Source organism: Streptomonospora nanhaiensis (assembly GCF_026642255.1).
Taxonomy (GTDB): Bacteria; Actinomycetota; Actinomycetes; order Streptosporangiales; family Streptosporangiaceae; genus Nocardiopsis; species Nocardiopsis tropica.
The window spans coordinates 6,661,462-6,682,444 of the sequence record NZ_CP113264.1 but is presented as its reverse complement, the minus strand read 5'-3'; the positions used below and the strand labels follow the sequence as shown (position 1 = coordinate 6,682,444).

Annotated in this window: 18 protein-coding genes; 8 read left to right on the top strand and 10 right to left on the bottom strand. The window is 74.2% G+C overall.

Translation table 11 applies throughout. The features are described 5' to 3' along the window. Positions 1–8: 8 nt before the first annotated feature. From galK to OUQ99_RS28820, 4 genes are all read right to left on the bottom strand, one after another. Complete coding sequence (galK, locus tag OUQ99_RS28835; protein ID WP_267946903.1) at positions 9–1,145, bottom strand: galactokinase; 1,137 nt, start codon at positions 1,143–1,145, stop codon at positions 9–11. A gap of 109 nt (positions 1,146–1,254) precedes the next feature. Continuing rightward, positions 1,255–2,214 (bottom strand): UDP-glucose 4-epimerase GalE, encoded by a 960-nt coding sequence (galE, locus tag OUQ99_RS28830; RefSeq protein WP_267946902.1) that lies wholly within the window; start codon positions 2,212–2,214, stop codon positions 1,255–1,257. After that, complete coding sequence (gene galT / locus OUQ99_RS28825; RefSeq protein WP_267950546.1) at positions 2,211–3,296, bottom strand: galactose-1-phosphate uridylyltransferase; 1,086 nt, start codon at positions 3,294–3,296, stop codon at positions 2,211–2,213. The genes galE and galT overlap by 4 nt, the downstream gene beginning before the upstream one ends. Before the next feature lie 110 nt (positions 3,297–3,406). After that, entirely contained in the window at positions 3,407–4,201 is a 795-nt protein-coding gene (locus OUQ99_RS28820) for a DeoR/GlpR family DNA-binding transcription regulator (RefSeq protein WP_267946901.1), read from the bottom strand. Positions 4,202–4,394: 193 nt separating this feature from the next. Here OUQ99_RS28820 and OUQ99_RS28815 point away from each other — a divergent pair, with 193 nt between their 5' ends. The 6 genes from OUQ99_RS28815 (at position 4,395) to OUQ99_RS28790 (ending at position 13,999) form a co-directional block, all read left to right on the top strand. Then, a complete protein-coding gene (locus tag OUQ99_RS28815) occupies positions 4,395–5,693 on the top strand; it encodes an ABC transporter substrate-binding protein (protein ID WP_267946900.1) in 1,299 nt (432 codons plus the stop codon). 22 nt (positions 5,694–5,715) lie between these two features. Then, positions 5,716–6,705 carry a carbohydrate ABC transporter permease gene (locus OUQ99_RS28810; RefSeq protein ID WP_267946899.1) on the top strand — a complete coding sequence of 330 codons (990 nt, stop codon included), beginning with the start codon at positions 5,716–5,718 and terminating at the stop codon, positions 6,703–6,705. Then, positions 6,702–7,622 carry a carbohydrate ABC transporter permease gene (locus OUQ99_RS28805; RefSeq protein WP_378554925.1) on the top strand — a complete coding sequence of 307 codons (921 nt, stop codon included), beginning with the start codon at positions 6,702–6,704 and terminating at the stop codon, positions 7,620–7,622. The genes OUQ99_RS28810 and OUQ99_RS28805 overlap by 4 nt, the downstream gene beginning before the upstream one ends. Continuing rightward, positions 7,619–9,793, top strand: coding sequence for an alpha-galactosidase (locus OUQ99_RS28800; protein ID WP_267946898.1), 2,175 nt, complete (start codon positions 7,619–7,621; stop codon positions 9,791–9,793). The genes OUQ99_RS28805 and OUQ99_RS28800 overlap by 4 nt, the downstream gene beginning before the upstream one ends. A 1-nt stretch (position 9,794) precedes the next feature. After that, positions 9,795–12,734, top strand: coding sequence for a glycoside hydrolase family 2 TIM barrel-domain containing protein (locus OUQ99_RS28795; protein ID WP_267946897.1), 2,940 nt, complete (start codon positions 9,795–9,797; stop codon positions 12,732–12,734). Positions 12,735–12,934: 200 nt separating this feature from the next. Further along, a complete protein-coding gene (locus tag OUQ99_RS28790; RefSeq protein ID WP_267946896.1) occupies positions 12,935–13,999 on the top strand; it encodes a ferric reductase-like transmembrane domain-containing protein in 1,065 nt (354 codons plus the stop codon). Between the two features lie 228 nt (positions 14,000–14,227). On the opposite strand, the gene OUQ99_RS28785 is transcribed toward OUQ99_RS28790, so the two are convergent. Continuing rightward, positions 14,228–14,422 (bottom strand): CsbD family protein, encoded by a 195-nt coding sequence (locus tag OUQ99_RS28785; RefSeq protein ID WP_267946895.1) that lies wholly within the window; start codon positions 14,420–14,422, stop codon positions 14,228–14,230. Positions 14,423–14,556: 134 nt separating this feature from the next. After that, entirely contained in the window at positions 14,557–15,357 is an 801-nt protein-coding gene (gene thiD / locus OUQ99_RS28780; RefSeq protein ID WP_267946894.1) for a bifunctional hydroxymethylpyrimidine kinase/phosphomethylpyrimidine kinase, read from the bottom strand. A gap of 244 nt (positions 15,358–15,601) precedes the next feature. On the opposite strand from thiD, the gene OUQ99_RS28775 reads away from it, so the two are divergent. Next, complete coding sequence (locus OUQ99_RS28775) at positions 15,602–16,216, top strand: TetR/AcrR family transcriptional regulator (protein WP_267946893.1); 615 nt, start codon at positions 15,602–15,604, stop codon at positions 16,214–16,216. Positions 16,217–16,247: 31 nt separating this feature from the next. Then, a complete protein-coding gene (locus OUQ99_RS28770; protein WP_267946892.1) occupies positions 16,248–17,456 on the top strand; it encodes a DUF418 domain-containing protein in 1,209 nt (402 codons plus the stop codon). A gap of 111 nt (positions 17,457–17,567) precedes the next feature. On the opposite strand, the gene OUQ99_RS28765 is transcribed toward OUQ99_RS28770, so the two are convergent. Genes OUQ99_RS28765 through OUQ99_RS28750 form a run of 4 tightly spaced genes read right to left on the bottom strand, consistent with a single transcriptional unit; the run spans position 17,568 to position 20,806 of the window. Next, positions 17,568–18,050, bottom strand: a complete 483-nt coding sequence (locus OUQ99_RS28765) for an SRPBCC family protein (protein WP_267946891.1) — start codon at positions 18,048–18,050, stop codon at positions 17,568–17,570. Then, the gene (locus tag OUQ99_RS28760) at positions 18,047–18,307 is read right to left on the bottom strand and encodes an acyl carrier protein (RefSeq protein ID WP_267946890.1); all 261 of its coding nucleotides are present in this window, start codon (positions 18,305–18,307) and stop codon (positions 18,047–18,049) included. The genes OUQ99_RS28765 and OUQ99_RS28760 overlap by 4 nt, the downstream gene beginning before the upstream one ends. Positions 18,308–18,328: 21 nt before the next feature. After that, entirely contained in the window at positions 18,329–19,540 is a 1,212-nt protein-coding gene (locus OUQ99_RS28755) for a beta-ketoacyl synthase N-terminal-like domain-containing protein (protein ID WP_267946889.1), read from the bottom strand. Between the two features lie 9 nt (positions 19,541–19,549). Beyond that, on the bottom strand, positions 19,550–20,806 hold the full coding sequence (locus OUQ99_RS28750; protein ID WP_267946888.1) for a beta-ketoacyl-[acyl-carrier-protein] synthase family protein: 1,257 nt from the start codon (positions 20,804–20,806) through the stop codon (positions 19,550–19,552). Positions 20,807–20,983: the final 177 nt, after the last annotated feature.

Sequence of the window (20,983 nt, the reverse complement as noted above, 5' to 3'; positions counted from 1 at the left end):
GGGAGGTGTCAGACGACGCGGCGCGCCCCCGCGGAGGGGACGGCCTCGAAGACCCCGGGTTCGGCGAAGCCCCGCTCCCGGTAGGCCTCCCGTACGGCCTCCTCGCAGCGTCGCGCCCCGTCGGCCGCCACGAGCGCGATCACGCAACCGCCGAACCCCCCGCCGGTGATCCGCGCGCCCAGCGCCCCGGCGGCCAGGGCGGCGTCGACGGCGGTGTCCACCTCGGGCACGGTGACCTCGTAGTCGTCGCGAAGGGAGGCGTGCGAGGCGGTCAGCAGCGGGCCGACCGCGCGCACGTCGCCGGAGCGGAGCAGCGACACGGCCTCCAGCACCCGCGCGTTCTCGGTCACCACGTGGCGCACCCGCCTCCGGGACAGGTCGTCCGGCAGGGCCGCCAGGGCCCCCGGCAGGTCGGCGACGTCGCGCAGGGCCGCCAGCCCCAGGGCCCGGGAGGCGTCCTTGCAGGCGCGGTGCCGGTCGGCGTAGTGGCCCTCCACCAGCCGGTGCGGGGCGCGGGTGTCCACCACCAGCAGGGAGAGCCCGTGCTCGCCGGGGGCGAAGGGCACCTGCTCGGTGTCCATGGTGCGGGTGTCCATGAACAGGGCGTGGCCCTCGGTGGAGAGCATGGACGCCGACTGGTCCAGGATCCCGCAGGGCATCCCCACGAAGTCGTTCTCCACCCGCTGGGCCAGGCGGATCACCCGGTCGGGCGGGAGGTCGGCGCCGTGCAGGGCGGCCGCGGCCATGACCACCGCGCACGTGAGCGCGGCGGAGGACGACAGCCCCGCGCCGGTCGGGACGGTGCTGTCGACCAGCAGGTCCAGCCCGCCCACCGGGTACCCCTCCCGCCCCAGGACCCACAGGGCGCCGGCCGGGTAGGCGGCCCACCCCTCGACCGCGCCGGGGACCAGCTCCGCCAGGGAGGCGCGGAACTCCCCGGCCGTCTGCCCGGACCGGAACCGCACGGCGCCGTCCGGGCGCCGGGAGGCGGCGGCGGTCAGGGCGAGGGGGAGGGCGAGCGGGAGCACGAACCCGTCGTTGTAGTCGGTGTGCTCCCCGATGAGGTTGATGCGGCCGGGCGCGGTCCACACGCCCTCCGGGCCGTGGCCGAACGCCGCGCGGAACGCGGACGACACGTCGCTCATGTGGTGGTGCCCTCTCGTCTGTCGGAGGCATCGTGCCCCGTGTGCCGACCGTGTCCCCGTCCCGCCCCGGTCTCCCGCCGCGGGCCGTGTCCGGGGCCGTCCGCCGGCTTCACGGGCGGGGGAGCGCGCGGGCGAACGCCCACGCGTCGGCGACGGTCTCGTCCAGCGTGCGGGTCGGGGTCCAGCCCAGGTCCCGCCGCGCCCGATCGTTGGCGGCGACCAGCACCGCCGGGTCGCCGGGCCGGCGCGGGGAGTCCACCGCCGGGACCGGGTGGCCGGTGGCCCGCCGGACGGCGTCGAGGACCTCGCGCACGGTGTGCCCGCCGCCGGTGCCCAGGTTGACGGCGCGGTGGGTCCCCGGGACCACCCGCTCCAGGGCCCGCAGGTGCGCGTCGGCGAGGTCGGCGACGTGCAGGTAGTCGCGCACCGCCGTCCCGTCCCGGGTCGGGTAGTCGGTGCCGTACACGCGTGCGCTGTCCCGCTCCCCGGCGGCCACGCGCAGCAGGTTCGGGATCAGGTGGGTCTCGGGGTCGTGCCGCTCGCCCAGGCCGAGGTGGGCGCCGGCGACGTTGAAGTAGCGCAGGCTCACGGCGCCCAGCCCGTACGCGCGGGCCCAGGACGCCAGCATGTGGTCCACGGCGAGCTTGCTCGCCCCGTACGGGTTGGTGGGCACGGCGGGGTCGGTCTCCGCGATCGGCCCGGGCGACACGGGCTCGCCGTAGACGGCGGCGCTGGAGGAGAACACCATCCGGCGGACGCCGTGGCGCCGTACCGCCTCCAGGAGCGCGAGGGAACCCGCCACGTTGGTGCGCCAGTAGGCCCCGGGGGCGTCCACGGACTCGCCGACCAGCGACTTCCCGGCGAAGTGCAGGACGGCCTCCACCGACGGGTCCAGCACGTCGGCGGCGTCCGCCAGGTCGGCGACCACCAGCCGCGCGTCCCCGGGGACGGCGTCGCGGTGACCCGTGGACAGGTCGTCCAGCACCGTCACCTCGTGTCCGGACCGCAGGAGCAGTGCGGTCACCACACCGCCGATGTATCCGGCTCCGCCGGTGACGAGCAGTCTCACTGTGCGACCTCCCTGAGGCGCCGGGCGGTGGTCTCCGGGGCGACGTCGTTGATGAACACGCCCATGCCGGACTCGGTCCCGGCGAGGTACTTGAGCTTGCCCGGCGCCCTGCGGACGGAGAACAGCTCCAGGCGCAGGCGCGCCAGGCCGCGCCGGGGGTCCCGGACCGGGGCCTGGTGCCAGGCGGAGATGTAGGGGAGGGGCGCGTCGTACAGGGCGTCGAAGCGGCCCAGCACGTCCAGGTACAGGAGGCCGAAGTCGTCGCGTTCGGCGCCGGTGAGCGAGGGCAGGTCGGGCACCGCCCGGTGCGGGTACAGGTGCACCTCCACCGGCCAGCGCGCGGCGGCCGGGACGAACGCCGTCCAGTGCTCGGTCCGGGCCACGACCCGGCTCCCCGCCTCCTGTTCGGCGCGCAGGACGTCGGCGAACAGGTCGCCACCGGTGCGCGCCCGGTACTCCTCGGCCGAGTCGAGGGTGCGCAGGGTGCGGGGGGTCACGAACGGGAGGGCGTAGATCTGGCCGTGGGGGTGGTGGAGGGTCACCCCGATCTCCGGCCCCCGGTTCTCGAAGCAGTAGACCTGCTCCACGCCCGGCAGGGCGGACAGGGCGAGGGTCCGGTCGACCCAGGCCTCCATCACGGTGCGGGCGCGCTCCGGGGAGAGGTCGGCGAACGACGCGCGGTGGTCGGACCCGAACACGAGGACCTCGCAGCGGCCCGCGCCCACCCTGCGGGAGGGCTCCAGCTCGCCGACGTCCTCCAGCTCCCGGCCGTGGTCGGGGACCAGGGAGGGGAAGCGGTTCTCGAAGGCCACCACGTCGTAGGAGGCCGCCGGGATCTCGGTCGCGCGCCCGCCGACGGAGGGGCACAGGGGGCAGTCGTCGCTGGAGGGCAGGTGGGTGCGCCCCTGCCGGTGGGAGGCGACGACCACCCACTCGCGCAGCAGCGGGTCCCAGCGCATCTCCGAGCCGGTGGCGGACGGCGGTAGGTCGCGCGTGTCGGGCGCGGGCTCGCGGGCGGCGCCGCCCTCGTCGAAGTAGACGATCTCGCGGCCGTCGGCCAGCTTCGCCGGGGTCCTGCGCAGGGGGCGGGCGGGTCCCGTGCCGGCGGGGCCGGGGGCCTCCCGCCCCGCGCCCACGTCCGCGGCGCCCGATCCGTGCCGGCGCCCGGCCGGGCCGTCCTGCGGAGCGCGCGTCATCCCTGCTCCGTCCGGGGCCGCACGTCGGTGACCACGAGGCGGCCGACCCGCTCGGAGAGCGCGGCTCGTGCCGCGTCGGGGATCCCGGAGTCGGTGACGAGCACGTCGCAGCGGTCCAGCGGCGCGATGGTGCTGATCCCGACGGTGCCCCACTTGCTGTGGTCGGCGGCCACGACGAGGGTGGCGGCGGCCTCCACCAGGGCGCGGTTGGTCTCGGACTCCATGAGGTTCGGGGTGGTGAACCCGGCGCGCTCATGCATGCCGTGCACGCCCAGGACCAGGGTGTCCAGGTTGAGGCCGCGGATCGAGGCGAGCGCGAGCGGGCCGACGAGCGCGTCGGAGGGCGTGCGGAAGCCGCCCGTGAGGGCGACGGTCTGGTCCGGCCGGGCGGTGCGGTGGAACACCTCGGCCACGTGCAGGGAGTTGGTGACCACGGTCAGCCCCGGGGTGTCGGCCAGGTACTCGGCGACGAGGGCGGTCGTGGTGCCGGCCGACAGGCCGACGGCGCTGTGCGGTTCGACCAGGCCGGCGGCGGCGCGGGCGATCGCGTGCTTCTCGTCCTCCTGGCGGGTGGACTTGGCCTCGAAGCCCGGCTCCTCGGTGCGGGGGCCCTCCGGCGCGACGGCGCCGCCGTGCACCTTGCGCAGGGAGCCGCGGTGTTCCAGGACGTCGAGGTCGCGCCGGACGGTCATGTCCGACACGGCGAGGCTCTCGACGAGGTCGGCGACCCTGACGCCCCCGGTCCGCCTGACCTGTTCGAGGATCAGCTCCTGCCGTTGCGCGGCCAGCATCCGTCCCCCAAGCGATGAGTGGAAATGTTGAAAGGTGTTCGATCCAGTGTTGCAGGTTCCGCGTTCGTGTCAATAGGGGCGGTAGTGCGTGGTTTTCTGTTCGGAAAAGTTGACAAGTGTTGACAAGTGGGAGTGATGTACCGAACATGTGGAGAACTGTGATCGCCTTCACACCTGTTCGGAGGAGTCCTCGATGCACCACAGACCTCCGGGACCGCCGGGCCTGCGGCGCCGCGCCCTTCTGGGCGGCCTGGCCGGGGCCGGGGCGCTCCTGGCCCTGCCCGGCCTCACCGGGTGCGGCGCCGCGGGCCGCGACGACCCGAACACGGTCAGGATGGCCTCGAACCGGGCCAACCCCGCCCAGCGGGAGGCCGTCCGGGAGAGCCTCGGCGTGTACGAGGCCGCCTCCGGACGGACCGTCGAGGTCAACACCTTCGACTCCACCTCCTTCCAGGAGAGCATCAACAACTACCTGCAGGGCACCCCGGACGACGTCATCGGCTGGTTCGCCGGGTACCGGATGCGCTTCTTCGCCGAACGGGGCCTGATCAGCGACGTCACCGACGTCTGGGACCGGCACTTCGAGGGGGCCTTCACCGACCAGGTGAGGAGCCTGTGCACGGCCCCCGACGGCAGGCAGTACATGGTCCCCGACTCCACCGCGCCCTGGGCGGTCTTCCACCGCAGGAGCCTGTTCGAGCGCAACGGCTACGAGGTCCCCGCCACCAGGGAGGAGTTCGTCGGACTGTGCGAGCGGATGCGCGCCGACGGGCTCGAACCCCTCGCCTCCGGGATCCGCGAGGGCTGGCCCGCGATGGGCATGTTCGACCACCTCAACCTGCGCATCAACGGCCCCGAGTTCCACCTGGAACTCCTCGACGGCGACCACTCCTGGGACTCGTCCGAGGTCAGGAGCGTCTTCGGGGCCTGGGCCGAGCTCCTGCCCCACCACCAGCCCGACCCCCTGGGCCGGGGGATCAACGAGGCGCAGACCTCCCTGGTCCGCGGAGAGGCCGGGATGATGCTGTGCGGCATGTTCATCACCCACGTCTTCCCCGAGGGGGAGGACCTGGACGACCTGGACTGCTTCGCCTTCCCCGAGTTCGACCCCGAGATCGGCGCCGACGTGGTCGAGGCGCCCATCGACGGGTTCATGGTCTCCGGCGACCCGCGCAACCCCGAGGGCGCCCGCGAACTCCTCGGCCACCTCGGCTCGCTGGAGGCGCAGGAGATCTACACCGCGATCGACCCGCAGGCGCTCCCCACCCACCTGGACGCGGGCACCGGCGGGTTCAGCCCGCTCGACGCGAAGGTCAACGACATGGTCGCGAGCGCCGGCGCGCTCACCCAGTACATGGACCGCGACACCCGGCCCGACTTCGCGTCCGTCGTCATGATCCCCGCCCTCCAGCGCTTCCTGCGCCAACCCGACGACATCGCCGACCTGACCGGCACGATCCAGCGCCAGAAGCTGTCGATCTTCGGCCGGTGAACCAGAAGTGAAGGAGACAGGCATGGCGTCGAACGGCCCCCCGCCGCCCCCCGCCGCCAGGACGGACGGGCCCCCGCCCCCCGCCCCGGCGCGGCGCACCGGACGCGCCCGGCGCCCGGGGACGGGTCCCCGCCACGGGCGCGCCGACCGCGCCGCCCTCGCCCTCATGCTGGGCGTGCCCGCCCTGCTCGTGGTCGGCCTGGTGTGGCTGCCCGCGGCGGCCACGGTCCTGCTGTCGTTCACCCGGTGGGACGGCATCGGCGGCCTGGACACCATCGAGTGGATCGGCGTCCAGAACTACACGGACGCGTTCACCATCTATCCGCCGTTCGAGCCCGCACTGCGCAACAACCTCGTGTGGCTGGTGGTCCTGTTCACGGTCCCCACCCTGCTCGGGATGTTCCTGGCGGTGCTGCTCGACCGGGAGCTGCGCGGCGGCTCGGTGTACCAGAGCATCTTCTACCTGCCCGTGGTGCTGTCGCTCGCCCTCATCGGGTTCGTGTGGCAGCTCATCTACTCCCGCGACCAGGGGCTGCTCAACGCGTTCCTCGCCATGGTCGCCGACGCGCCCGCCGTGGACTGGTTCGGCAACCCGGACATCAACCTGTACGCGGTGCTGGTCGCGGCCGGATGGCGGCACACCGGGTACATCATGCTGCTCTACCTGGCCGGGCTGAAGGCCGTCGACCCGTCCCTGCGCGAGGCCGCCGCCATCGACGGAGCCGGACCCGTGCGCACCTTCACCCGGGTCGTCTTCCCGGCGCTGCTCCCCATCAACCTGGTCGTGGTCGTCGTGACCGTCATCGACGCACTGCGCGCCTTCGACATCGTGTGGGTCATCAACCGGGGCCGCAACGGCCTGGAGCTGATCTCCGCGCTGGTGACCTCCAACGTCATCGGCGAGGCCAGCAGGGTGGGCTTCGGCTCCGCGCTGGCCGTGGTCATGCTGGTGATCTCCCTGGTGTTCATCGTCGTCTACGTGTCCACCATGCTGAGAGGGGCCCAGAGGTGACCGCCGAGACCCTCCCCGAGACCCGGCGCACCGGGCCCCCGACGCGCCGGAGCCCCGCCCGCCGGCGCCTCCGCCCGGCACGTGTACTGCTGCACGCGTTCCTCGTCGTGACGGCGCTGGCCTGGCTGTTCCCCGTGCTGTGGGCGGTGGTGAACTCCTTCCGCGACTACGACTACACGGCGGTGCACGGCTACCTGTCCCTCGGCGGGTTCACCCTCGACAACTACGCCAACGCCTGGAACCAGGGCGAACTGCCGGGCTATTTCCTGAACTCCCTGGTCATCACCGTCCCCGCGGTGCTGCTCACCCTGTTCCTGTCGTCGTGCGCGGCGTTCGTGCTCTCCGCCTACTCGCGCCGCTTCAACCTGGTGATGCTCGCGGTGTTCCTCGCCGCGAACCTCCTGCCGCCGCAGGCCCTCCTCGTCCCGCTGTTCCGCCTCTACAACGCCGTTCCCCTGCCCTACTGGATCAGCGGGTCCGGGTCGCTCTACGACAGCCACCTGGGCGTCGTCCTCATCCACACGGCGTTCCAGATCGGCTTCTGCACGTTCGTCCTCAGCAACTTCATGAGGGCGATGCCCGCGTCGCTCCTCGAAGCCGCCAGGGTGGACGGGGCGACCGTCTTCCAGCAGTACTGGAAGGTGGTGCTCCCGCTGTGCCGCCCGAGCCTCGCGGCCCTGGCCACACTGCTGGTCACCTGGATCTACAACGACTTCTTCTGGGCGCTCGCGCTGCTGTCCAGCGGCGACAAGCTGCCCATCACCACCGCGCTCCAGAACCTCCAGAGCGCGTTCTTCGTCGACTACAACCTGCTGTCGGCCGGGTCGGTCATCGTCGCCCTGCCCACACTGGTCGTGTTCTTCGTGCTGCAACGCCACTTCGTGGCCGGACTGACGCTGGGAGCGAGCAAGGGATGACGTACCGCACCGTCCGCCTGAACGCGGCGGGGACCGCGCTGGTCGTCGGGGTCCCCGACGACGGCCTGCCCCACGTGCTGCACTGGGGCGCGGACCTGCCCGACGACACCGGGCTCGCCGCCGCCGCGTCGCCGCCCGCCGCCCACAACGGGATCGACGTCCCCACCTGGATGTCGCTGGTGCCCACCCAGGGGGAGGGCTGGCGCGGCCACCCCGGGATCGCCGGGCACCACGAGGGCCGGGTGACCTTCCCCGCCTGGACCGTCCGCTCCGTGACCGTCGACCCGCCGGAGGGGCCGGACGGCGGCGCGGGGGCGGGCGCCCCCGGGGACGGCGCGGGGGGCGCGGTCACCGTCCTCGCCGGGGCCGCGGGGCTGGAACTGCGCTGCGAGCTGAGGTTGGAGCCCTCCGGGCTGGTCCGCGCCCGCAACACCGTCACCAACACCGACGACGCCCCGTGGACCCTGGACTCCCTCCTGGTCACCATGCCCCTGCCGCGCGAGGCCGGGGAGGTCCTCGACCTCACCGGGCGCTGGTGCCGCGAACGCGCGCCCCAGCGCCAGGACCTCTCCATGGGCACGCGCATGCGCGCCTCCCGCCGCGGCAGGACCGGGCACGACGCCACGCTGCTGCTCACCGCCGGGACGCCCGGGTTCGGGTTCCGGCACGGCGAGGTGTGGGGGGTGCACACCGCCTGGAGCGGCGACCACGTCCACCTGGCCGAGCGCCTGCCCGAGGGGGCCGGGCACGCCGACGCGGTCCTCGCGGGCGGCGAACTCCTCCACCCCGGCGAGGTCCGGCTCGCCCGGGGCGAGTCCTACTCCACGCCGTGGGTGTTCCTGTCCTGGTCCGACCGGGGGCTGGACGGGATGTCCTCACGGATCCACCGCTGGCTGCGGGCCAGGCCGGGCCACCCCTCCACGCCGCGACCGGTCGTCCTCAACACCTGGGAGGCCGTCTACTTCGACCACGACCTCGACAAGCTCGAGCGGCTGGCCGACACGGCGGCCCGGATCGGCGCCGAGCGGTTCGTCCTGGACGACGGGTGGTTCCGGGGCCGCCGCGACGACACCGCCGGGCTCGGCGACTGGACGGTGGACACCGGGGTGTGGCCCGACGGCCTGCACCCCCTCTTCGACCACGTCCGCTCCCTGGGGATGGAGGTGGGGCTGTGGGTCGAGCCGGAGATGGCCAACCCCGACTCCGACCTGCTGCGCGCCCACCCCGAGTGGATCCTGGCCGCCGAGGGCCGCCTGCCCCCGCCCAGCCGCAGCCAGCAGGTCCTCGACCTGTCGCGGCCCGAGGCCTTCCGGCACGTGTTCGAGCACCTGGACGCCCTGGTCACCGAGTACCGGCCCGACTACCTCAAGTGGGACCACAACCGCGACCTGCTCGAACCCGTGCACGCCCCCACCGGCGCGGCGGGCACGCACCGGCAGACCCTCGCCGTCTACGAGCTCCTCGACCGGCTGCGCGAGCGCCACCCCGGCCTGGAGATCGAGTCGTGCTCCTCCGGCGGCGGACGGGTGGACCTGGGCGTCCTGGAGCGCACGGACCGCGTGTGGGCCTCCGACTGCAACGACCCCCTGGAGCGGCTGGCCCTCCAGCGCTGGACCTCCCTGCTCCTGCCCCCCGAGCTGGTGGGCAGCCACGTCGGCGGCCCCGTCTCGCACACCACCGGCCGGGCCGCGGACCTGTCGTTCCGCTGCCTCGCCGCCCTCCTCTCCCACACGGGGATCGAATGGGACATCACCGCGTGCACCGAGGACGAGCTCGGCGCCCTGGCCTCCTGGATCTCCCTCTACAAGGAGCTGCGGCCCCTCCTGCACTCGGGCGACCCCGTGCACGCCGACGCGCCCGACCCCTCCGAACAGCTCGACGGGGTGGTCTCCCGCGACGGCGGCGAGGCGGTCTTCCGGTACTCCCGGCTGACGACCTCCGCCCGGGCCCTCCCGGGACGGGTACGCCTGCCCGGCCTGCGCGAGGACCGGGTCTACCGGCTGGCGTGGCGCCGGGAGGCGGGACGGCCCTCCACCCTGCAGCAGGCGCTCCCGGCGTGGTTCTCCGAGGGGGAGGCCGCCGTCTCCGGCGCGGTCCTCGCCCGCTCGGGGGTGCAGCTGCCCAACCTCAACCCGGCCCAAGCCCTGCTCCTGCACCTGAGGGAGGTCTGACATGACCGAGACCCGCAAGCCCGCCTACCTGGAGGACTTCGCCCCCTCCGCCGGGGCCCGCGCGCCCCGCGCCCGCTTCGACGGCGACGCCCCCGCCCTGGACCTCAACGGCACGTGGCGGTTCCGGATGCTCCCCGGGGCCCCGGCCGGCACGGACGGTTTCGAGCGGCCGGACTACGACGACTCCGGGTGGGAGGGGCTGCCCGTCCCCTCCCACTGGCAGCTGCACGGCCACGGGGCCCCCGCCTACACGAACGTCGTCTACCCCTTCCCCGTGGACCCCCCGCACGTGCCGGACGAGAACCCCACCGGGGACCACCGGCGGGAGTTCGACCTGCCGGAGGACTGGCCGGAGGGGGCCGCCGCGCTGCGCTTCGACGGCGTGGACTCCTGCTTCCGCGTGTGGCTCAACGGCACCGAACTGGGCTTCTCCACCGGGAGCCGCCTGGCCGCCGAGTTCGACGCCGGCCACCTGCTGCGCCCGGGCCGCAACGTCCTGGCGGTCCGCGTGCACCAGTGGTCGGCGGCCAGCTACCTGGAGGACCAGGACATGTGGTGGCTGTCCGGGATCTTCCGCGACGTCACCCTGACCGCCCTCCCCGAGCGGGGGATCGGCGACGTCGCCGTCCACGCCTCCTACGACCACGAGGACGGAACGGGCACCCTGCGCGTCGACGTGGCCGGATCGGCGGAGGCGCTGGTCAGCGTTCCGGAGCTCGGCCTGGTGGACGCCCCGGCCGGGGTGGAGCACGCGGTCGGCCCGGTGGAGCCGTGGACGGCCGAGGAGCCCCGCCTCTACGACGCGGTGGTCGCCGCGCCGGGGGAGCGGGCGCGGCTGCGCGTCGGCTTCCGCACCGTGGAGGTCTCCGGCGGCCTGCTGCGCGTGAACGGCAGGCCGCTGCTGCTGCGCGGCGTGAACCGCCACGAGTGGCACCCCGACCACGGCCGCGCCGTGCCCCGGGAGACCATGCGCGAGGACGTCCTGCTGATGAAGCGGCACAACGTCAACGCCGTGCGCACCAGCCACTACCCGCCCCACCCCGACTTCCTCGACCTGTGCGACGAGCTGGGCCTGTGGGTCGTGGACGAGTGCGACCTGGAGACCCACGGCTTCGAGCTGGTGGGGTGGCGCGGCAACCCCTCCGACGACCCGCGCTGGAGTGACGCCTACCTCGACCGGATCGCCCGGACGGTGGGGCGGGACCGCAACCACCCGAGCGTCGTCCTGTGGTCCCTGGGCAACGAGTCGGGGACCGGCCGCAACCTGGAGGCCATGGCCGCCTGGGTGCGCGAGCACGACCCCTCCCGGCCGGTCCACTACGAGGGCGACCGCGACAGCTCCTACGCCGACGTGTACTCGCGCATGTACCCGCCGCACGACGAGGTGGACGCGATCGGCCGCCGCGAGGAGGAGGCCACCGACGACCCCGGGGCCGACGCCCACCGGCGGGGGCTCCCGTTCGTGCTGTGCGAGTACGCGCACGCCATGGGCGCCGGCCCGGGAGGGCTGGAGGAGTACCAGGAGCTGTTCACGCGGCACGAGCGACTCCAGGGCGGGTTCGTCTGGGAGTGGATCGACCACGGGATCCGCCGCCGCGGACCGGACGGCGCCGAGTGGTTCGCCTACGGCGGCGACTTCGGCGAAACGGTGCACGACGGCAACTTCGTCGCGGACGGCCTCCTCCTCCCCGACCGCACGCCCGGGCCCGGGCTGCACGCCTACAAGAAGACGATCGAGCCGGTGCGGGTCGTCCCCGACCCGGCCGCGGGGACGGTGGGGATCGCCAACACCTGGGACTTCCGGGACACGTCCGGGCTGGTCCTCCGGTGGCGCGCGGAGGAGGAGGGCGTGCCGTTCGCGGAGGGTGTGCTGGACATGCCGGTGCTCGGCCCCGGGGCGGACGCGGACGTCCCCCTGCCCGGGATGCCCGAGCCGCCCGGCGGCGGCGAGGCGTGGCTGACGGTGTCGGTCCACCTGGGCGCGGACCAGCCCTGGGCCCCGGCCGGGCACGAACTGGCCTGGGGGCAGGCCCGGCTCGCCACCGGGAGACACGGCGCTGCCGGGACGGCCGGGGCCCCGGGGCCGGTCGGGACCGCCGCACCCGCCGTCGGCACGGAGGGCGCCCTGCTCCGACTCGGCCCGGGTGTCCTCGACACGGGAACGGGCGCCCTGCTCTCCGTCGGAGGACTGCCGGTCGGGACCCCGGCGGTGGACCTGTGGCGCGCGCCGACCGACAACGACCAGGCGCGCCACGGGGTGTCCGTCGAGGTCCCCTGGCGGGCGGCCGGGCTCGACCGGATCACCTCGCGCCGCCTCTCCGCCGGGCGGGACGGCGACGCGTACGTCGTGCGCGACCGGCTCGCCCCGGCGGGAGCGGACTTCGGGATGCTCGTCGCCTACCGCTGGACCGCGGAGGGCGGGCGCCTGCTCCTGGACGTGGACGCCGAGGCCGAGGGGGAGTGGCCCTGCCCCCTGCCGCGCTTCGGCGTGCGCATGGACGTGCCCTCCTCCCTGGGCGGGGTCGAGTGGTTCGGGCGCGGCCCGGGCGAGGCCTACCGCGACGTGGACCAGGCCGCGAGGGTCGGCCGGTTCGCCAGCTCGGTCGACGGGCTCCAGACGCCCTACCTGCGGCCCCAGGAGAACGGCAACCGGGCCGACGTACGGTGGGCCGTCCTGCGGGCGGAGGACGGCACGGGACTGCGGATCGACGGGGACCCGGTCTTCGGCCTCTCCGCGCGCCGGTGGGACACGGCCGCCCTCGACGCGGCCCGGCACCCGCACGAACTGGTGCCGGACGGGCGGATCCACCTGCACCTGGACCTGGAGCACCACGGCATCGGCTCGGCCTCCTGCGGCCCGGGCGTGCTGCCCGCGCACCGGCTGGCCGCCGGCCGGCACCGGCTCCGGCTCGGGTTCTCCCCGGCGGCCCCGCCCCCCTGAGGCCTGCCCCCTGCGGCCCGCCTCCCGGGAAGCGCGGCGGCGGGGAGGTGCCCTGCCCGGGGCGCCCTCCCCGCCGAGGGGCGAGCCGTCCGGGGGGACCGGTCCGGACCGGTCCCCGGACACCCCGGGAAGAGGGGTGGCCAGGCGGGGGAAGCGCTGCTGTCATAGGGGTTCCCTCTCACGAAAGGCACCCCCCGCCCATGGCCGACACCACCGGACCCGAACGCGCCCGCCCCGGGCGCAGACCCTCCCGGATCGACGGCGCGGCACTCCGCGCCGACCTGCGGCGCGTCGTTCCCGACAGCGCCGCCGCCCTTGTCGTCACCCTCGTCATCTTCTTCGTCGTCTACGCACGCATCGAGGCGGGGACCTCGATGACGCTCATGGTCATGCCGTTCCTGTCCGACGCCGGGGAGTACTGGCTGTACTGGCTCTGCCAGGCCTTCGGGTGGTCGGGGCTCCTCTGGGCCTGGATCACCGTCATGCTCGGGCTGCTCCGCTCCACCGCGCCCCCGGCGCGGGCCCCCGTCCCGCACGCCCGCATCGAGCGCTGGCACCGCGTCACCAGCCTCACCACCATGGGACTGATGTTCGCCCACGCGTTCGCGTTCTTCCTCGAACTCGTGCGGGACAACGAGGAGGGGCTGGCCTGGGGCGGACGCCTGCTGTCCGCGTTCGTGGACGTGTTCGTGCCCGGCGGATACGCCACCGGGACCGGGCAGGTCGCGATCCTCATCGGGCTGATCGCCCTCTACCTGGCCGTGCCGCTCAGCCTCGCCTACTACTTCCGGTTCCGGACCGGGACGCGCACGTGGCGGGCGCTGCACCGGTTCGTCATCGTCGTCTACGCGCTGAGCGTCTGGCACACCCTGCTCTACGGCACGAACGTGTGGTTCGACGGCTGGTTCCGCACGTTCGTGTGGGCCCTCCAGCTCCCCGTGGCCCTGCTGCTCCTGGCCCGGCTGCTGGCGCCGCTGCGCGCGGACGAGCGCTTCACGCTCCGTGACCTGGCGGGCGGGCGCAGGCTCCGGGCGCTCGCCCGGCTCGGTGCCCGGCTGGCGGCCGCGGCGACCGTCGTCGTGCTGCTCGCCGTGACGATCACCGGCCGGGACGGGGGCCGGACCCCCGGGGCCGAGGGCGGGGAGCTGCTGATCGGCCAGGACATGGTCTGGGGCGGGCTGGCCGTCCTGCTGACGGTGATCGGCGCCGTCGTGCTGTCCCTGCGCCGCCGCGAGCGCCCGGAACGGGGGGCGCGCGTGGGATAGCGGGCCGTCCGGATCCGCCGCCGGTGCGGCGCGGGCCCCGCCCCGGTGGTCTCGTACCCGTGGCCGGTCCCGGCGCCCGGCCCCGCCACGGGTACGAGGCCTCGGCGGAGGAGCCGGGGACTTCCGCGCTCCCGGGCGCCCGGGCCGGAGCGGAGCCCCGGGCGGGCACGGCACGCGGCGGGGGCGGGGCGGCCCGGGGCCGCCCCGCCCCCGCCGTCCGCGCGGGTCCTACGGAGCCTTGGGTTTCTTGTCCGAGGTGAGGGCGTCCTTGGCCTTCTCACCGGCCTGCTTGAGCTTGGACGTGGTCTTCTCGGTCTTGCCCTCGGCCTGCCACTGCTCGTTGCCGGTGGCCTTGCCGAGGGACTCCTTGGCCTTGCCCTTGTACTCGTCGGCCTTGTTGCCGGCGCGGTTCTGCTCGGACATGTCAACCTCCTGCTGGGCATTCGGTCCTGGTCCCTGCCCTCACCGCTGTGGCGGCTCCCAATCATGATCCGCAGAAAAAATCTTCCCATAGGGGACGAATTCTCCTGAAATCCTGGGTCGGGAGGCCGTGCGCGTCAGCCGCGCGGGGCGACCGGCACCACCGAGGCGAACGGGGCGTGCGTGGTCAGCCGCCTCTCGATCCCCTCGCGGACCATCGCCTTCGCGGTCGCGACGGCGGCGCCCACCTCGGCGCCCTTGGCCAGTTCGGCGGTGATCGCGGCGGCGAAGGTGCACCCGGCGCCGCTCACGCGCTCCTCGCCGATCTTCGGGGCGCTGAGGACCGTCACCTCCTCGCCGTCGAAGTACACGTCCACCGCGTCCGGGCCGGGGAGTTCCGTGCCGCCCTTGACGACCACGTGCTCCGGGCCGAGTTCGCGGATGCGGCGGGCGGCCTCGACCAGGTCGTCCACGGAGTCGATGCGCTCCATGCCCGCGAGGGTGCGCGCCTCGAAGTGGTTGGGGGTGATCACCGTGGCCAGCGGGAGGATCTGGGCGGTGAGCGCCTTGTCGGTGTCCAGGGCCGCGCCCGCCTCCTGGCCCTTGCAGATCAGGACCGGGTCCAGGACCACGTGCCGCCACGGCTGCCGCCGGAGGGCCTCGGCGACCACGTCGATGGTGTCGGGGGTGCCGAGCATGCCGATCTTCACCACGTCCAGGTCGTGGCAGGCGGTCGCCGCCTCGATCTGGTCGGCGATGACGTTCGGGGCGACGGGGACGAACCGGTGGCCCCAGCCGTTGCCGGGGTCGAAGGAGACGATGCAGGTGATCGTCCCCATCCCGTAGACGCCGAGCTCCTGGAAGGCCTTGAGGTCGGCCTGGATGCCGGCGCCGCCGGTGGCCTCCGATCCTGCGATCACGTACGCGCGGTCGGTCATGGGGGACCAACCTCCCTCTGTCGATGTGCTGTTGCCGGTCTCGGGATCCCTCGCGGGTTCACGAACCCGTTGTTATTGCATCACAAGCGCAGGTCCCGGGCGTTCGCGGAGTCCGTGGCGGGCGTCACGGGCGCCGCGACGCGGTCGCCCGGCGCCGGTGGCCGCGCGGTCCCGGGGGCGGCGCGGCCGGTCCCGGCCACGGGACCTGTCGCCATATTAAAAAATAGTGTCGTATTATTTTTTCATGGCGAGAACGGCGGACCACGACGAGCGGCGACGACAGGTCGCCCGGGCACTCCTGCGCTCGGTGGGGAGGCGGGGACTGGCGAGGACCACCCTCGCCGACGTCGCCGACGAGGCCGGGGTGTCGGTCGGGCTGGTGCAGAGCTACTTCCGCACCAAGTCCCAGCTGCTCCGGTTCGGGGTGGAGTACATGTACAAGCAGGGCGAGGCCCGCCTCCTGGCACTCGCCGCGGGCGAGGGGCCCGCCACCGTCCGGGAGTGGGTCCTCCGCGCGGCGGAGACCCTCCTCCCCCTCGACGACGAGCGGCGCCTGGAACTCACCGTCTGGCTGGAGTTCCTGCCGGCCACCATGGCCGACGCGGAGATGTCCCGGCTGCACAGGGCCACGACGCGGCAGCTCGTCGACGCGTTCGAGCAGGCGTTCGGCGAGGGCCTGCGGGCGGGCGAGCTGCCGCCCGGCACGGGCGCCCGAGCGGAGGCCGCCGCCCTCGTCGCCTTCGTGGACGGCCTGACCGTGCACCACCTCGTCACCGGCGGGGACTTCTCCGAGGCCCCGGTCCTCGCCTCCCTCACCACCTACGTCGACCGGCTCTTCGCGGACCCCGAGAGCTCGTGACCCACGTCCGACCGAGAGCTGGGATGTCCGCATGACCACGACCGATCCGCAGACCGGGACCCCCGCCCGGGCGGGGGCGCGCCTCCCCCTGCTCGACGTCCTCCGGGGCGTCGCCATCATGGGCACCCTCGCCACCAACGTGTGGCTGTTCACCGCCCCCGGCTCCGAGGCGAGCTTCCTGTTCGGGGCGCAGTCCCTCGGCACCCTCGCCGACTTCCGGGAGTCGCCGTCCGCGGCCTCCCTGGGGGAGGGGCTGTTCCTCTTCCTCGCCAACGGCAAGTTCCTCGCCCTGCTCACCCTGCTGTTCGGCGTGGGCCTGGCGATCCAGTTCCGCTCGGCGGCCCGGCGGGGGGAGCGCTGGCCCGGCCCCTACAAGTGGCGGGCGCTGTTCCTGTTCACCGAGGGCCTCGTGCACTTCACCCTGGTCTTCGCCGCCGACGTCCTCATGGGCTACGCGGTCACGTCCCTGGTGGTCGCCTGGCTGCTGACCCGCTCCCGGAGGGCGCGGGACGCCGTGATGTGGACGGCGGCGGCCCTGCACGCGGCCCTCATCGGGCTCCTCACCGCGGTGATGGTCCTCGACCCGGCCGCGGCGGGAGGGGAGACCCCGCCCGAGGTCGTGGACCTCTACGCCCACGGGAGCTACCTGGACCAGGTCGCCTTCCGGCTCGACCACGTGCTCCTCTTCCGGGCCGAGCCGATCCTCACCTTCGCCCTGATGGTGTTCATGTTCCTGCTGGGCGTGCGGCTGTTCCGCGCCGGGGCCTTCGGGGACGACGCCGCCGGCCGCCGCATCCGGGGCCGCCTGCTCGTGTGGGGCCTGGGCGTCGGGGTGCCGTTCAACCTGGCCACGACCCTGGCCGGGCCCGGGCTGGCCCTCCTGGACCGCTACGTCGCCGCCCCGGTGGTGGCGCTCGGCGTGATCGGCGCGGTCGGCTGGGTGCTGGACCGGGCGAACCCCGGGGGCCGCGCGGTCACGGCGGTGTCGTCCCTCGGCAGGACGGCCATGAGCGGCTACGTGGCGCAGAACCTCGTCTGCGTGCTGGTCCTCCACGGCTTCGGCCTGGGCCTGGCCACCCGCCTCGCCGATTCGGGCCCCTGGTGGGTGATGGGCCTGTGGGCGGCGCTGTGCGCGCTGCTCCTCACCGCCTCCACGCTGTGGCTGCGCCGGTTCCGCGCCGGTCCCCTGGAGGCCCTCCAGAAGGCGGTGCTGGCGCGGGCCCCCGGACACCGCCGCTGACCCGGCCCGTCCCGCCGGGCCGTCCTGCGGCCCGGCGGGCCCCGGGGCCTCCGGGCGCCGGCGCGACCGCCGGGGCCGCGCCGTTCCGAAGGCCCCGGGGCCCGGGCCCGGTCAGGCGACGGGGTTCTCCGCCATCGCCATCGCCCTCGCCTCGACCCTCTTCTTGATCAGCCCCATCTCGACCGGGGCCTCCCGGTTGATGTTGGCGGTGATCTGCTCGTCGCTGTAGGGCGAGTCGGGCTTCATGGTGAACTCGTTGCGCCAGGTCATGAGGACCCCGCCCGAGACCTCCTCATAGGTCCAGTGCAGGTTGATGAACTCGAACGCCCCGGTCTCCACGCGCCGGGCGCGCACCTCGCCCGCGGCGCGGTCCATGACGCGCTCGGACACCCAGCTCCACACGCGGCCCTGGTCGTCCGGGAACTTGGTGATCCGGAACCGGACGGTGTCCCCCTCCCTCTCGAGGACCTCCACCTCGGCGTACTTGGGGAAGAAACCGGTCCACTCGCCCAGGTCGTTGGTCATCTCCCAGACCAGGTCGAGGGGGGCGTCGATGACGATGCTGTTCTCGGTACGCGAGGGCACGGCCGTCACGCTCCTTCCATGTGGGCGGGGACGTCCCCGTTGACCAGGGCCATGAGTGCGGCGGGGGAGGGCGCCTGCTCCGCGTCGGCGCCCAGCTTGAGGCCGGTGCGGCGCTCGATCTCGGCCACGATGCCGAGGACGCCGAGGGAGTCGACCCCCAGCTCGTCGAAGGTCTGCGAGGACGCCGTCTCGACGTCGGTCCTGATCCCGGCGCAGGCGGAGATCAGCTCCACCTGTTCCTCGATCGTGATGCGGCTCTCGGCCATGGGTCTCCTTGTTGTCGTGTGTCAGACGTGGTCGGGATGCTGGAGGACGAGCGCGGAGTTCCCGCCGCCCACGCCCCGGGACAGCACCAGCGCGGAGCGCAGGCGTGCGGGGCGGGCGACCCTGGTGACCAGGTCCAGGCCCAGGGGCGCGTCCGGTACGTGGGGGGTGGGGGGAACGACCTGGTGTTCCAGGCTCAGCACCGCGGCGGCCACGTCCAGGGCGCCGGCCCCGGCGTAGGCCCGGCCGAAGCCCGCCTTCGGCGCGGTGACGGCCACGCCGTCGGGGAAGAGCCGCCGCAGCGCCGCGACCTCGTCGGCGTCGGCCTTGGGGAGGCCGACGGCGTCCGCGAAGACGACGTCCACCCCCTCCGGGCCCACCCCGGCGCGGCGCATCGCCTCCTCGGCCGCGCGCAGGAGGCCCTCACCGCCGGGGTCGAACGCGCCGACGCCGCCGAACGTGCTCGCGTGGCCCGCGACGACGGCCCGCACCCTGGCCCGGCGCGCCCGCGCGGTGGCCGCGTCCTCCACCAGCGCGACGGCCGCGCCCTCCGCCGGGACGAAGCCGCACGCCCCCTCCGTGAAGGGCGCGTACGCCGTGCCGGGGTCGCCGCCCTCGCTCAGGACCCCGCTGCCCAGCTGGGTGGCCAGGGCGAACGGCGAGCCCAGCGCCGCGTCGCTGCCGCCGACCAGCATCGCCGGGGTTCCGCGCCGGAGCGCCTGCCGGCTCTGCCCCAGGGCGTCGAGCATGCCCGGCTCGTCGGTGGTCAGCACACCGCACATGCCCTTGAGGCCGTTGCTGATCGACACCTGGCCCGTGCTGGCGGCGTAGAACCAGGCGATGGACTGGTAGGGGCCGACGAACTCCGGCCCCCGCCCCCACAGGGCGGCCAGTTCGCGCTGGCCGAACTCGTTGCCGCCGCTGCCGCTGCAGATGAGCACCCCCGTGGCGTAGGGGTCGGCGGCGACGTCGACCCCCGAGTCACGCAGGGCCTCGTCGGAGGCCACCATCGCGAACCAGCTGAACGCGTCGGTCCGGACGACGTAGCGGCCCTCGATGTGCTCGTACGGGTCGAACCCGGGGACCCTGCCGCCCAGGCGGACCGGGTAGCCCCGGGCGCCGACGTCGGGGATCGGCGTCAGGAGCGTCCGACCCTCCACCAGCGCGGCCCAGTAGGCGTCGGTGCCCGTTCCCGCCGGGGACACCGTGCCCAGGCCCGTGATCACCATGGTCATGGCCGCTCCTCACTCTCCCCGGTCCAGGACGACCGCCGACTGGAACCCTCCGAAACCGCTGCCCACGGACAGCACCACGTCGGTCCTGTGCTCGCGCGCGGTCACCGGGACGTAGTCGAGGTCGCACTCGGGGTCGGGTGTGGCCAGGTTGGCCGTGGGCGGGACCACGCCGGTGTCCATGGCCAGGACGCAGGCCACGAGCTCGATCGAGCCGATCGCGCCGAGCGAGTGCCCCACCATCGACTTGATCGAGGTCATGGGGACCCGGCGGGCGTGCTCGCCGAGCGCGCGCTTGACGGCGTCGGTCTCGTGCCTGTCGTTCTGCACGGTCCCCGACCCGTGCGCGTTGACGTAGTCCACGTCGGTGGCGGAGCGCCGGGCGTGGTCCAGCGCGGTGGTGACGGCGCGCGCCATCTCCGTCCCCTCGCGCCGCAGGCCGGTCATGTGGAAGGCGTTGCCGTGGTTGGCGAAGCCCGCCACCCGGCAGCGGACGCGGGCGCCGCGCCGCCGCGCGGCCGACGCCTCCTCCAGGACGAGGACGGCCGCGCCCTCGCCCATGACGAAGCCGTTCCTGTGGCGGTCGAAGGGCCGGGACGCGCGCCCCGGGTCGTCGTTGCTGTCCGACGTCGCCTTGATGGCGTCGAAGCAGGCCATGGCGATGGGCGAGATCGGCGACTCGGCCGCCCCGGCGACGACCACGTCCGCGAGGCCGTCCTCGACGGCCTGGGCGGCGTAGCCCACCGCGTCCAGCCCGGACGTGCACCCGGTGGAGACCGTGCGCACCGGGCCGCGGGCGCCGACCAGCTCCGCGATCTCCCCGGAGAGCGTGCTCGGCATCAGCGCGAGGTGCGAGTGGGGCGCGGTGGCGGTGTGGTCGACCACCCAGTCCGCGCCGCCGCGGCTCGTCACCGCGTACTCCCGGTCCAGGCGGGTGGTGCCGCCGACCGCCGTGCCCATGCTCACCCCGACACGCCAGGGCGGGACGCCGGCCAGTGGGGCGCCGCTGTCGGCCAGGGCCTCGGCGGCTGCGACGGCGGCGAACTGGACGTACCGGTCCATGCGCGCGGTCCGCTGCTCGTCCAGGCCGTGCGCGGCGGGGTCGAAGTCGACCTCGGCGGCGATCCGGGAGCGGTAGCCCGCCGGGTCGAACAGGGTGATGCCCCGGGTGGCGGTGCGACCCGCGGTGAGCATGTCCCAGAACGCGGCGGCGCCGATGCCCCCGGGGGCGACCACGCCCACGCCGGTGACGACGGCCTCACGCTTCACGGCGCGCCCCCCTCGCGGCGGAGTCGCGGCGGGTGCGGCGTAGCGGACGCGTACGGGTCTCGGAGGAGGCGTCGCGGTGCCGCCGCGGCGCCCGGTGGGAAGTGCCGGACGGAGGTGTGACGCGCCCCGGTGACACCGGGGGACGGCAGATCTGGGTCAAGGGTGTCTTCTCCACGA

What these genes read in the sequence shown, in the direction of transcription:
- galK (WP_267946903.1), bottom strand. Translation starts at nt 1,145, where the DNA reads ATGAGCGACGTGTCGTCCGCGTTCCGCGCGGCGTTCGGCCACGGCCCG.
- OUQ99_RS28820 (WP_267946901.1), bottom strand. Translation starts at nt 4,201, where the DNA reads ATGCTGGCCGCGCAACGGCAGGAGCTGATCCTCGAACAGGTCAGGCGG.
- OUQ99_RS28815 (WP_267946900.1), top strand. Translation starts at nt 4,395, where the DNA reads ATGCACCACAGACCTCCGGGACCGCCGGGCCTGCGGCGCCGCGCCCTT.
- OUQ99_RS28810 (WP_267946899.1), top strand. Translation starts at nt 5,716, where the DNA reads ATGGCGTCGAACGGCCCCCCGCCGCCCCCCGCCGCCAGGACGGACGGG.
- OUQ99_RS28800 (WP_267946898.1), top strand. Translation starts at nt 7,619, where the DNA reads ATGACGTACCGCACCGTCCGCCTGAACGCGGCGGGGACCGCGCTGGTC.
- OUQ99_RS28795 (WP_267946897.1), top strand. Translation starts at nt 9,795, where the DNA reads ATGACCGAGACCCGCAAGCCCGCCTACCTGGAGGACTTCGCCCCCTCC.
- OUQ99_RS28790 (WP_267946896.1), top strand. Translation starts at nt 12,935, where the DNA reads ATGGCCGACACCACCGGACCCGAACGCGCCCGCCCCGGGCGCAGACCC.
- OUQ99_RS28785 (WP_267946895.1), bottom strand. Translation starts at nt 14,422, where the DNA reads ATGTCCGAGCAGAACCGCGCCGGCAACAAGGCCGACGAGTACAAGGGC.
- thiD (WP_267946894.1), bottom strand. Translation starts at nt 15,357, where the DNA reads ATGACCGACCGCGCGTACGTGATCGCAGGATCGGAGGCCACCGGCGGC.
- OUQ99_RS28775 (WP_267946893.1), top strand. Translation starts at nt 15,602, where the DNA reads ATGGCGAGAACGGCGGACCACGACGAGCGGCGACGACAGGTCGCCCGG.
- OUQ99_RS28770 (WP_267946892.1), top strand. Translation starts at nt 16,248, where the DNA reads ATGACCACGACCGATCCGCAGACCGGGACCCCCGCCCGGGCGGGGGCG.
- OUQ99_RS28760 (WP_267946890.1), bottom strand. Translation starts at nt 18,307, where the DNA reads ATGGCCGAGAGCCGCATCACGATCGAGGAACAGGTGGAGCTGATCTCC.
- OUQ99_RS28755 (WP_267946889.1), bottom strand. Translation starts at nt 19,540, where the DNA reads ATGACCATGGTGATCACGGGCCTGGGCACGGTGTCCCCGGCGGGAACG.